The following is a 13355-nucleotide window of genomic DNA, read 5'->3' on the forward strand; positions in this document are numbered from 1 at the left end:
CTCATGGTGAGGAGCCCGCCAAAGCGGGCGTCTCGAACCATGCAGGCCGAGCACTTTCATGGCCTCCCAAGTGCCATATGCGATTGCCCTGCCGCCTGCGGGGAGAGGGAGCACACCTGCAACGCGGCACGGAGATTGGGAAGAGGACGCCATGACTGATCAGCTCACGCTCACGCCGCGGCAGCGCCAGGACCTGCGCACCATTGCCGCGATGATCGTTCCGGCGAGCGAGGAATACCGCGTGCCTGGCGCCGATGACGACATCATCCAGGCCGACATCCTCGCCACGCTCGGCCGCGACGCCAAGTTGGTGGTGGCAGCGCTGGATTATCTTGCCCGGCTCGCCGGGATACCGCTGGCGAACCTCGAGCCCGCCGCACGCGATGGCGTCGCCGAGCAGTTCCGATCAACTGGTGGGGCCGCGGCCGCAACGCTCGTCCGCGTCGTGCTGCAATGCTACTACCGCGACGACCGCGTGCTGCGCTCACTCGGGCTCGAACCGCGCGCGCCGTTCCCCAAGGGGCACGTGCTGGAAGACGGCGATTGGTCCTTGCTCGATCCGGTCAGGGCAAGGCCTGTTAGCCTGAGAAGGGCACCGTAGCAGCCCAGACTTGGCCCCAGACTCGGCAGCCCAGCTTTGCGCCCCAAGCTGGGCCACTTGCGCGAGAGCGAACAGGCCACCATCTGTGTGAGCCTCAAGGACTCTTGCCATGCTGGATTTTACCTCAGACATCGCCGACGACGGATCGTCATCGCGAACGACGGCGGCTGCCCCGGAGAATGACCGGGCGCTGCTGGATGCTTATTCCAATGCCGTGATCGACGTCACCGATCGCGTCGGCGCTGCCGTCGTGCGCGTCGAGACCGGGCCGAAGGTGCCGAACGGCCGCGAGCGCGGCGGGCTCGGCTCGGGCATCGTGATCTCGCCGGACGGCCTCGTGCTCACCAACAGCCATGTGGTCGGCGCCTCCAAGGAGATCCGGCTGCGCGATGTCGAAGGCCATGTCGGCGATGCCCGGGTGCTCGGGGTCGACCCTGATACGGACCTCGCGCTGCTGCGCGCCAACGGCGTGCGCGACTTGCCCTATGCCGCGCTCGGCAACTCCAAGAGCCTGCGGCGCGGCCAGCTCGTGATCGCGATCGGCAATCCGCTCGGTTTCGAATCGACCGTGACGGCCGGCGTGGTCTCGGCGCTCGGGCGCTCGATCCGTTCGGTGAGCGGACGCACCATCGAGGACGTGATCCAGACCGATGCCGCGCTCAATCCCGGAAATTCCGGCGGGCCGCTGGTGTCGTCGAATGCGGAGGTGGTCGGCATCAACACCGCCATCATCAGCGGCGCGCAAGGCATCTGCTTCGCGGTCGCCAGCAATACCGCGCAATTCGTGCTGTCGGAGATCATCCGCCACGGCTATGTCCGCCGCGCCTATATCGGCGTCGCCGGGCAGACCGCGCCGATCCCGCGGCGGCACGCGGTGCTGGCCGGCGTCGAGAACAAGATGGGCGCGCTGCTCGCCCAGATCGAGCCGGACGGGCCGGCCGCAAAGGCGGGGCTGCTGCCCGGCGACGTCGTGATCAGGCTCGACGGCGTCGAGATCAACGGCGTCGACGATCTGATCCGCGTGCTCGACCGCGACCGCATCGGCCGGCGGCTCGCGATGGACGTTCTGCGGCTCGGCCGCCTGCGCGCGATCGACATCGATCCGGTCGAGCGCAAGCCGGCGCGCTGAATTTTGGCCGGCTCGGTGCAAGCCAAGAACGCAGGTTCACCTCTCCCGTAGGGAGAGGTGAACGGCGGCGTGTCGGCCTCGGCCTAACCATGCTTTCCGCTGTCATGCTCCGCGAAAGCGGGGCATCCAGTATTCCAGAGGCAGCGCGATCCAGAACAGCCGCTGCGGCGTACTGGATCGCCCGGTCAAGCCGGGCGATGACAGATAAGAGCGTGGCACGCTCGTCCCGCAAACTCGTCATTGCGAGCGTAGCGAAGCAATCCAGGCCGTCTCCGCGGAGGGATTCTGGATTGCTTCGTCGCAAGGGCTCCTCGCAATGACGAGAAGAGGGCTCGCGCCCTATCCACTACTCCGCCGCGGCCGCAAAGCGGCTGTTCTCCAACTCGGCCTCAAGCCGCGCCTTCTCGGCGGCGGCCCGCTTGATGTTGGCTTCCTTGACGTGGCCGAAGCCGCGGATCGTCTCCGGTACGCGCGCAAGCCTTGTCAGCAACGGGATCTGAGCTGGCTTCAGCCCGGCGATCCGCTGATCGATCATCGCCAGATAATCCTCGACCAGCTTTCGCTCGGTCCTGCGCTCCTCGGTGCGCCCGAACGGATCGAGCGCGGTGCCGCGCAGGAACTTGAGCCTGGCGAGAACGCGGAAGGCGTGGATCATCCAGCCGCCAAATTCCTTTTTCTGGAGATGCCCGGTCGTCTTGTCACGCTGCGCAAAGATCGGCGGTGCCAAATAGAACTTCAGCGAAAAATCGCCGTCGAACTTCTCCGACACCTTCTTGGCAAAGCTGCCGTCGGTGTAGAGCCGCGCGACCTCGTACTCGTCCTTGTAGGACATCAGCTTGAAGAGGTTCTTCGCCACGGCTTCAGTCAGTTCGGTGGAGCTCGGCGAAGCGGCGCTCTCCGCCTTCCGCACACTGGCGATGGCCGCAAGGTAGCGCTCGGCGTAGGCTTTGTCCTGATAGCCTGTCAAGAACTCCGCGCGCGTGGCAATGACGTCGTCGAGCGACTTCGTGGGGGCGGAAGTCCGGCTCTTGAACTGGAGCACGCTGCGCACTCGCGACATGTCGTGGGCGGCCACGCGCCCCCAGTTGAAGGCGAGCTTGTTCATCTCGATCGCGGCGCCGTTGATCTCGATGGCGCGGAGCAGGGCCTCCAGCGACAGTGGGATCGCGCCCTTCTGGAAGGCAAAGCCGAGCATGAAGGGATTGGTCGCAATCGAGTCGCCCATCAGGGCTGCGGCAATGCCCGTGGCGTCGATGATGTCGAGGTTCTTGTCGCCGATCGCGTCGTGCAGCACGGTCTGCATCGTGCCCATCTCGAAATCGAGATCGGGGTTCTGCACGAAGCTCGCGGTCGGCTGCAGGTCGGCGTTGATGTAGGCCTTGGTCACGCCGCGCTCGGCGCGGCTGAGCGCGGAGGGACCTGCCGAGACGATCATGTCGCAGCCGAGAATCACGTCGGCGCCGCCGGTGGCGATGCGGACCGCCGAAATATCCTCCGGCCTCTGGGCGATGCGCACGTGGCTCATCACCGCACCGTTCTTCTGCGACAGGCCGGTGAAATCCAGCGCCGAGCAGCCGCGGCCGTCGACATGGGCGGCCATGCCGAGCAGCGCGCCGATGGTGATGACGCCGGTGCCGCCGATGCCGGTGACGAGGATGTTGTAGGGGGCGTCCAGCTCGCGCGCGGGCGGCAGCGGCAGGTCGGCGAACAATTGCCCGGAATCGACCGCCGACGTCTTGATCCGCTTCAGCGTGCCGCCATGCACGGTGACGAAGCTCGGGCAAAAGCCCTCGACGCAGGAAAAGTCCTTGTTGCAGTTCGACTGGTCGATCTGGCGCTTGCGGCCGAACTCGGTCTCTAGCGGCTGCACCGAGACGCAGTTGGAGGCTTGCGAGCAGTCGCCGCAGCCTTCGCAGACCAGCTCGTTGATGAAGGCGCGTTTGGCCGGATCGGGATAGAGCCCGCGCTTGCGGCGGCGCCGTTTCTCGGCCGCGCAGGTCTGGTCGTAGATGATGACCGTGAGGCCCTTGATGTCGCGCAGCTCGCGCTGCACGGCGTCGAGCTCGCGGCGGTGATGGATGGTCGCCCCTTGCGGGAAGTAATTGCCTTGCGGGTACTTGCCCGGATCGTCCGAGACGATCGCCAGCCGCTTGACGCCTTCGGCCCAGACCTGGTGCGCGATCTGCGCGACGTTGAAGCCGCCCTCGGCCGGCTGGCCGCCGGTCATTGCGACGGCATCGTTGTAGAGGATCTTGTAGGTGATGTTGATCCCGGCTGCGGACGCGGCACGAAGCGCAAGCAGTCCGGAATGGGTGTAGGTGCCGTCGCCGAGGTTCTGGAAGATGTGCTGCTCGCTGGTGAAGGGCGACTGCCCGATCCAGTTCACGCCCTCGGCGCCCATATGCGAGATCAAATCGGTGCGGCGCGTCGGCATGCTCAAGGCCATGCCGTGGCAGCCGATGCCCGCCATGGCGCGGCTACCCTCGGGTACTTTCGTCGAGCTGTTGTGCGGGCAGCCCGAGCAGAAGAACGGCGTGCGCGCCAGCTTGATCGGCGCACTGGTGGTGACGGGATGATCGAATGCCTCGAGCCGCGCCAGCCGCTGCTCCAGTACCGGACTGTGATGACCGAGCTTGCGCAAGCGCGCCACCAGCGCGGACGCAACGATGGTCGGCGTCAACTCGCCCTCGCTCGGCAGCAGCGGCGCGCCGCGCTCGTCGCGCTTGCCCGTGACGGTCGGACGCTTCGAGGCATCGATGTTGTAGAGAATGCGCATCAGCTGGTCTTCGATGAAGCCGCGCTTTTCCTCGACAACCAGCACATCCTGGAGACCTTCGGCGAAGCGCTTGGCCCCGCTCTCCTCCAGCGGCCAGGTGAGCGCGACCTTGTAGATGCGCAATCCCAGATCTTGGGCGTCCTTGTCGCTGATGCCGAGATCGGCTAGCGCCTGGCGCAGGTCGAGATAGGCCTTGCCGGTGGCGACAATGCCGAGCCGCGCGGGCTTTGAATCGAGCACGATACGGTCGAGCTGGTTGGCACGCGCAAAAGCCTGCACCGCGGCCATCTTCGGGCCGAACAGGCGCCTCTCCGCATCAAGCGGTGGATCGGGCCAGCGGATGTTGAGGCCGCCGGGCGGCATCTCGAAATCGTCGGGGAGCTTGATCTGGATGCGCTCGGGATCGCTGTAGATCGAGGCCGAACTCTCCACGGTCTCGCTGATGGCCTTGAAGCCGACCCAGCAGCCGGAGAAGCGCGACAGCGCGAAGCCGTAGAGGCCGAGGTCAAGGTAATCCTGGAGCGTGGCCGGATTGATCACGGGGATCAGCGCTGCCGCAAACACCTGCTCGCTCTGGTGCGCCAGCGTCGAGGACTGGCAGCCGTGATCGTCGCCGGCAAGCGCCAGCACGCCGCCGTTGCGCGAGGTGCCGGCGGCGTTGGCGTACTTGAGCGCATCGACCGAGCGGTCGACCCCGGGGCCCTTGCCGTACCAGATGCCGAACACGCCATCGACCTTGGCGCCGGGAAACAGGCCGACCTGCTGGCTGCCCCAGACGGCGGTCGCCGCCAAATCCTCGTTCAGGCCGGGGACGAAGGCGATGTCGTGCTGTGCGAGGTGCGACTTCGCACGCCACAGCGCGTGGTCGTACATGCCGAGTGGAGAGCCCCGATAGCCCGAGATGAAGCCGCCGGTGTTGAGCCCCTGAAGCCGATCGCGTTCGCGCTGCAACATGGGCAATCGAACCAACGCCTGCGTGCCGGACAGGAAGATCCGCTTCGATTCGAGCCGATATTTATCGTCCAGCTCGACCTGCATCAGCGTCATTGTCGAAAGTCCCTGTTTTTCTTGGGTCGGCGAGGGGGTGTGCGCTGCGGGAAGGAATTCCGGTTGCGAAGCATCTGGTCGCAGTCAAGAGCATGGGCCGGTGAAGTCAATATCACTGGCCGCATCCGTGGCGCTCCCGCTGGTCATGGCTCCTCGGGAGGAAGTCGAGCGCGAGGTGGTCGTTCACCTTGTCTCCCTTCCGAAGAGAGGAGTTCGTCATTCCGGGGCGACGCGGAGCGTCGAGACCGGAATCCATTTCACCTCACGTATTGCGGCTCGATGGATTCTCAGATGCGCAATTGCGCATCATAGCTCGAGACGTTGTCGCGCCCGGAATGACGAGGAAAGGACAAAAGCGCCGCTCATCCGCTAGGCAAATGCCCGCCGCAAAGCCGTCGCACAGGGAATAAGCAGCGATCGGTTGCAGGCGTAAGTTTCTGAGTACGCAGCAAATTTCTCCGCGCCGTGCGCCCAATTGCAATTGTACACAATGGCATGGCGCTTGCAGAACTCCCGTTAGAGAGAGTTCTCGCGGGGCCTGCGTCATGTTGAACTCAGCCAAGCCGACACTCGGCGTCATCAGCGCCGAGCCTGAGCCGATCAAGCTCGACTGGGCCAGCACCGCGCTCCTCATCATCGACATGCAGCGCGATTTCATGGAGCCGGGCGGCTTCGGCGAGACGCTCGGCAATGATGTCAGCCAGCTCGCGCGCGCGGTGAAGCCGATCGGTGCGCTGCTCGAGGCGGCGCGCGACACCGGCATGCTGGTGATCCATACCCGCGAAGGCCACTTGCCCGATCTTTCCGACGCGCCGCCGGCGAAAGTCGAGCGCGGCGCGCCGTCCTTGCGTATCGGTGATCCCGGCCCGATGGGGCGCATTCTCATTCGCGGCGAGCCTGGTCACGACATTATTCCTGAACTCTATCCGCTCGACAGCGAGGTCGTGATCGACAAGCCCGGCAAGGGCGCGTTCTACGCCACCGAGCTCACGGACGTGCTGGAGAAATACGGCATCGAGAATCTGCTGGTGTGCGGCGTCACGACGGAGGTGTGCGTCAACACCACCGTGCGCGAAGCCAATGACCGCGGCTATCGCTGCGTCGTCATCTCGGACGGCTGCGCGTCCTACTTCCCCGAATTTCACGAGATGGGCCTGAAGATGATCAAGGCCCAGGGCGGCATCTTCGGCTGGGTCACGGACTCGGCCGCAGTACTGGAGGCGTTGAAGATTTCCACACCAGCTTAGGGGCATCACCATGAGCACGTTGACGGGGACAGCCGGCAGATCTGAGATCAATAAGTTCGGGTTCAAGCCGGCATTATGGACGCCGGGCGACTGGAACGCGTTTTTCGGCTTCGGCACCAACATCCTCGTCAACATGCTCGTGCTCACGGGCCTGTTGCGCTTCGTGCTGAAGATGCCGGACAGTCTCGTGTTCGGCCGCATCCTGCCCGCGCTCGGGCTGATGATGTGCCTCTCCACCTTCTACTACGCGTACCTGGCCTATCGTCTGGCGCAGAAGACCGGACGCAACGACGTCTGCGCGCTGCCCTCGGGCATCAGCGTGCCGCACATGTTCATCGTCACCTTCGTGATCATGCTGCCGATCACGATCAAGACCGGCGATCCGCTCAAGGGCTGGTCGGCCGACCTGGTCTGGGTGTTCTTCCAGAGTTTTATTCTCATGATCGGCGGCTTCATCGCGCCGTTCATCCGAAAAATCACGCCGCGCGCGGCGCTGCTCGGCACGCTCGCCGGCGTTTCCGTCACCTTCATCTCGATGCGCCCTGCGCTCGAAATGTACATGACGCCGCAGATCGGCCTGATCTGTTTCGCCATCATCCTGGTGAGCTGGTTCGGCGGCGTGAAATACTGGCGCGGCATTCCTGCCGGCCTCGTCGCCATCGCGGTCGGCATGATCATCGCCTGGGGCTCGAACCTCTTTGGCCTCGGTCTCGGCGGGCTGAGCGTCAAGGGTGTTGGCGATGCCTTTGCCAATTTCGGTTTCTCGGTGCCGATCCCGGCCGTAGGCTACGTCTTCTCCGGCTTCGAATTCCTCGGCGTCATCCTGGTCACCGCCATTCCGTTCGGCATCTATGACCTCGTCGAGGCCATGGACAATGTCGAGAGCGCCGAAGCGGCCGGCGACGAATATCCGACCACGCGCGTGCTTACCGCTGACGGCGTCGTCAGCCTGATCGGCTGCCTCATGGGTAATCCCTTCATCAACGCCGTCTATATCGGCCATCCCGGCTGGAAGGCGATGGGCGGCCGCATCGGCTATTCGGCTGCGACCGGCATCATGGTGGTGGTGCTGGCATGGTTCGGCATCATCTCGGTGCTGCTGGCGCTGGTGCCGGTGGTCGCGATCTCGCCGATCCTGCTCTATATCGGCATGCTGATCGGCGCGCAGGCGTTCCAGACAACGCCGATCAAGCATGCGCCCGCGATCGTGCTGGCGCTGACGCCGCACCTTGCGGCCTGGGCCAAGCTTCAGATCGACACCATGCTGGGCTCGACCATGATGGCCGCGACATCAATCGGCGGGCTGGCCGCCGACAAGGCCGACGCGGTCAAGGCTGCCGCGATTGCCGCCCTGCCGCAGCAGGGCGTGTTCTATCACGGGCTCGAGGTGATGGGCGGCGGCTCCATTCTCGGCGGCCTCATCCTCGGTGCGATCGGTGTCTTCATCATCGAGCGTGACTTCGAGAAGGCATCCGCCTTCGCGCTGGTTGGTGCCGTGCTCACCTATTTCGGCTTCATGCATGGCGAGGCCGTGGGTATCGGCGGCGGCTTTGGCGTGACGCCACCTGTCGCTTTCGCCTACGCCGTGATGGCTGCCGGATTGTATGTTCTCAGCCGGCGCGCCAGCGAGCACTACATGCCGCATGCGGAGATGACGGCGGCACCGGCGGAGTAGGTTGGGCCAGCATGCATCGTGGCCGGGCGGCGTCGCGTCACCCGGCCGCATTCTTGTCCTCGTCCAACCGGCTGCCCGACTGCCATCGCTCATCAAGCAGTGGGAGGTCAAACCTCGCGTTGGGGCGAGAAGTCAGTCCGCCAACTTGTTCCTGGTCGCGCGAAGAATGTCGTCCGACAGCTTGGGATCGTTCACGGCCCGGGCCAATACGAGTGCCCCGATCAGGGAGGCGGCCATCGCCAGCGCCTTCTCTTGGCGCTGTCGTGGCTTTAGCGTCGAGGCCATTCGACCACCCAGCAGCCCAATCATGCCTCGCACTCCGGCTGTGAAACGTTCTCTCGCGCCGCCGTTTTGGCGCGGAATCTCACAACATAGGGCTGCAAAGGGGCAACCGCTTCCCGGTTTGTCGCGATGCCCCGCCGAGAGGTATTCGGAAACGTAGTCGCCGAGCGCAAGTCCGTCGGGCACTTCTCGCCCTTTGGCTGCGATGGCGTGGGCCACCGCTTCTTCGACAAGCCGTTCCTTGGAACCGAACTGACTATAGATGCTGCCATGGGTCATCCCGGCGGCGTCAGCCAGCGCGTCGACACCCATGCCAGAGATGCCGCGCTCTCGCATGAGGAGGGAGGCGGCCTCGAGAATACGCTCGCGATTTTTGGCCGCTTGTTCCTTTGAAACGCGCATCTCGCAAATCCTGGTCCCGGATCTTGACAATTATAATGACGATCATCATCTATATCAATGATTACGATCGTGATCAAAACAATTCGGGGCACCGTCAAAAGGAAAAGCTCGTGAATACGACCAACACACGAATTGCGCTCGTTACCGGCGCCTCGTCAGGCATCGGCGAAGCCACGGCGGAGCGGCTCGCGAAAGCCGGCTACAAGGTCTACGGCACCAGCAGACGAGGCGCGCAGGCCGGCAGGCGGCCGTTCGAGATGCTTGCCCTTGATGTGACCAGCGATGAATCCGTTGAAGCCGCCGTCAGCGAAGTGATGCGACACGACGGCCGCATCGATCTGCTCGTGAACAACGCCGGCTTCGGTGTTGCCCCTGCGGGAGCGGAAGAGAGCTCGATGGATCAGGCCCGATCGATTTTCGAGACGAACTTTTTCGGACTGATCCGGATGACGCGCGCCGTCGTCCCTCACATGCGACGCCAAGGGAATGGTCGTATCATCAACATCGGCTCCGTACTTGGCTTTCTGCCGATGCCTTATGGCGCACTCTATGCCGCAACCAAGCACGCAGTGGGAGGCTATTCGGAATCGCTCGACCATGAACTACGCACGAGGGGCATCCGAGTCTCGGTCATCGAGCCTGCGTACACCAAGACGCCATTCGACGCGAACTTCATGGAGCCGGATGCCAAGCTCGATGAATATCGCGAGGCTCGCGCGGGCGTCACCAAGCGGGTGAACGAGGTGATGACTACGGCCGAGTCCCCCGGCGTCGTGGCCGAGACCGTTCTGAAAGCGGCGAGCGCAGCGCACCCGAAGGCCCGCTATGCGGCCGGCAAGCTCGCGAACCGCCTGCGGTTGCTTCGCAGGTTCGCGCCTGCTGGTCTGGTGGACGCCGGGATCCGCAAGGACCTGCGGCTCGATGCGGTAGCCGCATCGCAGCCTCCCCGCACCGCCCGAGCCTTTTGACGGCATGCGGGCGGGCTAGCGCCGCCTGCTTACACCGAAGGCCCGAAAAACCGGTCATTGGCAAACATGTGAGCACTCGTTTTCGAGCGTTACGGCCGCAGCGCCATCTCGCAGGAAGAGCAGCGATCACCCGCCCTTGACGGCCCCAGCGGTGAGCCCGGCGACGATCTGTCGCTGGGCAAACACCGTCAGCAGCAGTACCGGGAACGTGACGATCAGCGCGGCGGCCGCCAGCGGCCCCCAGCTCAACTGATCGAACGAGATCATGTTGTACACGGCGACGGGAAGGGTGCGCGTCTCCCGTCCCGCCAGCACGATGCCGAAGACGAAATTGTTCCAGGAGAAGATCACCGCCAAGATGAAGGCGACCGCAATTCCCGGCCGGGCGATTGGCAGCGCAACGTGCCGGAAGACCTGCCAGCGCGTGGCGCCGTCGATCAGCGCCGCTTCTTCCAGTTCTATTGGCGTCGTCTCGAAATAGCCGATCATGATCCAGATCACGATCGGCACCGTCACCACCAGATGGATGATGATTTGCGGCACCAGCGTGCCGAGCAGCCCGAGCCACTGGAACATGAGAAACAGCGGGATCAGATACGACAATCCCGGCGTGATGCGGGCGATCAGGATCACGATCGCGGATTTGTGCGCGGCCATGCGTGCGATGCCGTAGCCGGCGGGAACGCCGACGACGAGCGCGAGCAAGGTCGCACTGCCGGTCACGACCAGGCTGTTGACGAAATAGGTCAGGAAGCGGTTGGAGGCGAGCACGTCGGCGTAGTTCTTCCAGGCGAAACGCTCCGGGATGAACACCGGCGGGTAGGCGGCATTGTCGACCTCGAATTTGAGCGACAGCGACGCCATCCACAGGAAGAACAGGATTGCCGGCGACACGATGACGAACACCGCGAGCCACAGGCCGATTCTGCCGATGATCTGACGCAGGTTGATTTGACCTTTGTTCATGCGCCGCTCGCGATTTCGGTCCACAGCATGCGCTGGCGCATGTAAAGCATCACGGCCGCGAGCGCGACGATAAGGAGGAAGAACACCACCGCGATCGCCGAGCCGTAGCCGAGGTCGTAATAGGTGAAGGCGACGCTATAGAGATAGATATTGATCGTTTCCGACGCCGAGCCTGGTCCGCCTTGCGTGATCGCGAAGATGATGTCGAAGCTTTTCACCGCGTCGATCATGCGGATCATACCGGCGATGAACAGGAACGGCATGATCAGCGGCAGCGTGATGAAGCGAAACACCTGCCAGAAACTGGCGCCGTCGATCTGGGCGCTCTCATACGGCTCGGCCGGGATCGCGGCGAGGCCGCCGAGCACGATCAGCATGACCAGCGGCGTCCACTGCCAGGTCTCGACCAGCACCAGCGACGGGATCACCGTTGCGGGATGAAACACCCAGAGCTGCGGAGGTATCCCGACAAGCGACAGCAGATAGTTCAGTACGCCGAGCTGCGGGTGGAACATCATGGTCCAGACCAGCGCGATCGCGACGGGCGTCGCCATCATCGGCATGATGAAGAGGGCGCGCAGGAAGCCGCGGCCGGCGAATTTCTGGTGAAAAACCACTGCTGCCAGCGTGCCCAGCACCAGCGGCAGCAGCACCGACAGCACGGTATAGACCATGGTGTGGCCCACCGCTTCGAGAAAGCGGGGATCGCTCGTCAGCCGCAAATAGTTGGACAGCCCGACGAAGGTGGTCGGCGAACCGACCTTCCACTCGTTCAGGCTCATCCAGATCGTGAATACCCACGGGAAGATGATGATGGCGATGACGACGATGAGCGCCGGCACCACGAACGGCCAGTAGGACGGCGGCCGCAGCTCCTTCTCCGGCGCGGCATCTGACGGTGCCGCGGCCCGATTAGCCCGTATGATTGCACTCACGCCTTTTCGCTGCGCTCCAGGATCGGCCGGTACTGCTCGTGGGCCTTCTTCAACTCGGTCGCGGGATCGGCGCCGGCAAGGGTTGCGGTGATCGCCGCGCCAACGAGATCGCGGAACTCCGCGACCGGGATCACCACGGGAAGGCCCAGCTTGCTGATCTTGGCGGAATCGATCACCGATTGCAGCCATTCCGCGGGCATCTTCACGCCCTTCTGGACCTCGGGGTCGTTCAGGATCGAGTTGCGGAACGGCACGCCGCCGCCGGCCTGCAACAGCCGGGCGCCCTGCTGCTTCGAGACCACCCATTGGCAGAGCAGATAGGCGGCTTCCTTGTTCTTGCTGGCGGCGGCAATCCCGATGCCGTCGCCATAGGTGGCCGAATATTGCCCCTTCGGTCCGGCAGGCACGACGGTGTAGCCGACCTTGCCGACAACGCGCGAGGCGGCCGGATCTTCCAGCGGCGGCGCCCAGCCGACGCCGTCGATCCACATCGCCGATCTGCCCTGCGTGAACGAGGCCATCGATTCCATCCAGTTGAAGCCGGCGACGCCGGGCGGCGCGACCTTCGTCAACAGCGTCTGGTAGAGCTTTGTCGCAGCAATGGCTTCCGGACCGTCGGTCAGGATGTTGCCCTTGGCGTCGAGGAATTCGCCGCCATAATCGAGGAAGAAGTTGGTCCACAACGTCATGTTGGCGTTGCGCAGGCCGCGCCCGACAAAGCCGTAGGTCCCTTCCTTGGGATCGGTGAGCTTCTCGGCAGCCGCGGCCATCTCGTCGAGGGTCTTCGGGACGGCGACGCCCTTCTTCTGGAACAGCTCCTTGTTGTAATAGAGGATGAAATAGTCGACGGACCACGGCAGGGACAGCATCTGGCCTTTGTCGTTCTTGCAGTATTGCAGGCCCGCGGCCGAGAAATCGCTCTCCACCAGATCCGGCGCGGTCAACGTCGGATCCTTCATGAAGGGCGTCATGTCGGCGAGCCAGCCGCCTTTCTCGAATTGCCGTTTCTGCACGTGATAACTGAGGTGCACAACGTCGAAGCTCGGCCGGCCCGAGGTGAGCTCGATCACGACCTTCTGGCGCTGCTGCTGCTCGGGGATCTGCTCGGACTCCACCTGAATGCCGGTGAGGTCGGTGAACTCCTTGATGTATTTCTGCAGGTTGTCGCCGCGCGGACCCTTGGCGAGGATCACCTCCAGCTTGGTCCCGGCGTATTTCTTCCAGTTGACTTCGGCGCGGGCGGGAAATCCGGTGAGGCTGAGCGCGCCAGCAGCAGCGGTGCCCGTCAAAAGTGTACGGCGCGAGATTCCATAGTCGACCACGTCAG

General features: G+C 64.0%; 10 protein-coding genes. 5 read left to right on the plus strand and 5 right to left on the minus strand.

The features are described 5' to 3' along the window. Window positions 1–151 precede the first annotated feature (151 nt). Together GWG65_RS00085 and GWG65_RS00090 are read left to right on the plus strand one after the other, a co-directional pair. Entirely contained in the window at window positions 152–601 is a 450-nt protein-coding gene (locus GWG65_RS00085) for a hypothetical protein (RefSeq protein WP_275193251.1), read from the plus strand. Between the two features lie 109 nt (window positions 602–710). Next, the gene (locus GWG65_RS00090; protein WP_275193252.1) at window positions 711–1730 is read left to right on the plus strand and encodes a trypsin-like peptidase domain-containing protein; all 1020 of its coding nucleotides are present in this window, start codon (window positions 711–713) and stop codon (window positions 1728–1730) included. Between the two features lie 346 nt (window positions 1731–2076). Here GWG65_RS00090 and GWG65_RS00095 read toward each other — a convergent pair whose 3' ends face one another. Beyond that, a complete protein-coding gene (locus GWG65_RS00095) occupies window positions 2077–5553 on the minus strand; it encodes an indolepyruvate ferredoxin oxidoreductase family protein (protein ID WP_275193253.1) in 3477 nt (1158 codons plus the stop codon). A gap of 545 nt (window positions 5554–6098) precedes the next feature. Here GWG65_RS00095 and GWG65_RS00100 point away from each other — a divergent pair. Together GWG65_RS00100 and GWG65_RS00105 are read left to right on the plus strand one after the other, a co-directional pair. Continuing rightward, on the plus strand, window positions 6099–6800 hold the full coding sequence (locus GWG65_RS00100) for an isochorismatase family cysteine hydrolase (protein ID WP_275193254.1): 702 nt from the start codon (window positions 6099–6101) through the stop codon (window positions 6798–6800). A 10-nt stretch (window positions 6801–6810) separates the two neighbouring features. After that, the gene (locus GWG65_RS00105) at window positions 6811–8475 is read left to right on the plus strand and encodes a regulator (RefSeq protein ID WP_275193255.1); all 1665 of its coding nucleotides are present in this window, start codon (window positions 6811–6813) and stop codon (window positions 8473–8475) included. Window positions 8476–8607: 132 nt separating this feature from the next. Here the strand turns inward: GWG65_RS00105 and GWG65_RS00110 are convergent, their stop codons facing one another. Beyond that, window positions 8608–9159: a TetR/AcrR family transcriptional regulator gene (locus GWG65_RS00110; RefSeq protein ID WP_275193256.1), complete on the minus strand. Its 552-nt coding sequence runs from the start codon at window positions 9157–9159 to the stop codon at window positions 8608–8610. A gap of 110 nt (window positions 9160–9269) precedes the next feature. Between GWG65_RS00110 and GWG65_RS00115 the strand changes: the two genes are divergently transcribed. Next, window positions 9270–10127, plus strand: a complete 858-nt coding sequence (locus GWG65_RS00115; RefSeq protein ID WP_275193555.1) for an oxidoreductase — start codon at window positions 9270–9272, stop codon at window positions 10125–10127. A 126-nt stretch (window positions 10128–10253) separates the two neighbouring features. On the opposite strand, the gene GWG65_RS00120 is transcribed toward GWG65_RS00115, so the two are convergent. From GWG65_RS00120 to GWG65_RS00130, 3 genes are read right to left on the minus strand one after another with little or no spacing between them, the layout of a single operon-like run. Next, window positions 10254–11078 (minus strand): carbohydrate ABC transporter permease, encoded by an 825-nt coding sequence (locus GWG65_RS00120; RefSeq protein ID WP_275193556.1) that lies wholly within the window; start codon window positions 11076–11078, stop codon window positions 10254–10256. An 11-nt stretch (window positions 11079–11089) separates the two neighbouring features. After that, window positions 11090–12028 (minus strand): sugar ABC transporter permease, encoded by a 939-nt coding sequence (locus GWG65_RS00125; protein ID WP_275193257.1) that lies wholly within the window; start codon window positions 12026–12028, stop codon window positions 11090–11092. After that, the gene (locus GWG65_RS00130; RefSeq protein WP_275193258.1) at window positions 12025–13350 is read right to left on the minus strand and encodes a sugar ABC transporter substrate-binding protein; all 1326 of its coding nucleotides are present in this window, start codon (window positions 13348–13350) and stop codon (window positions 12025–12027) included. The genes GWG65_RS00125 and GWG65_RS00130 overlap by 4 nt, the downstream gene beginning before the upstream one ends. Window positions 13351–13355: the final 5 nt, after the last annotated feature.

This window comes from Bradyrhizobium sp. CSA207 (assembly GCF_029051685.1).
Classification (GTDB): Bacteria; Pseudomonadota; Alphaproteobacteria; order Rhizobiales; family Xanthobacteraceae; genus Bradyrhizobium.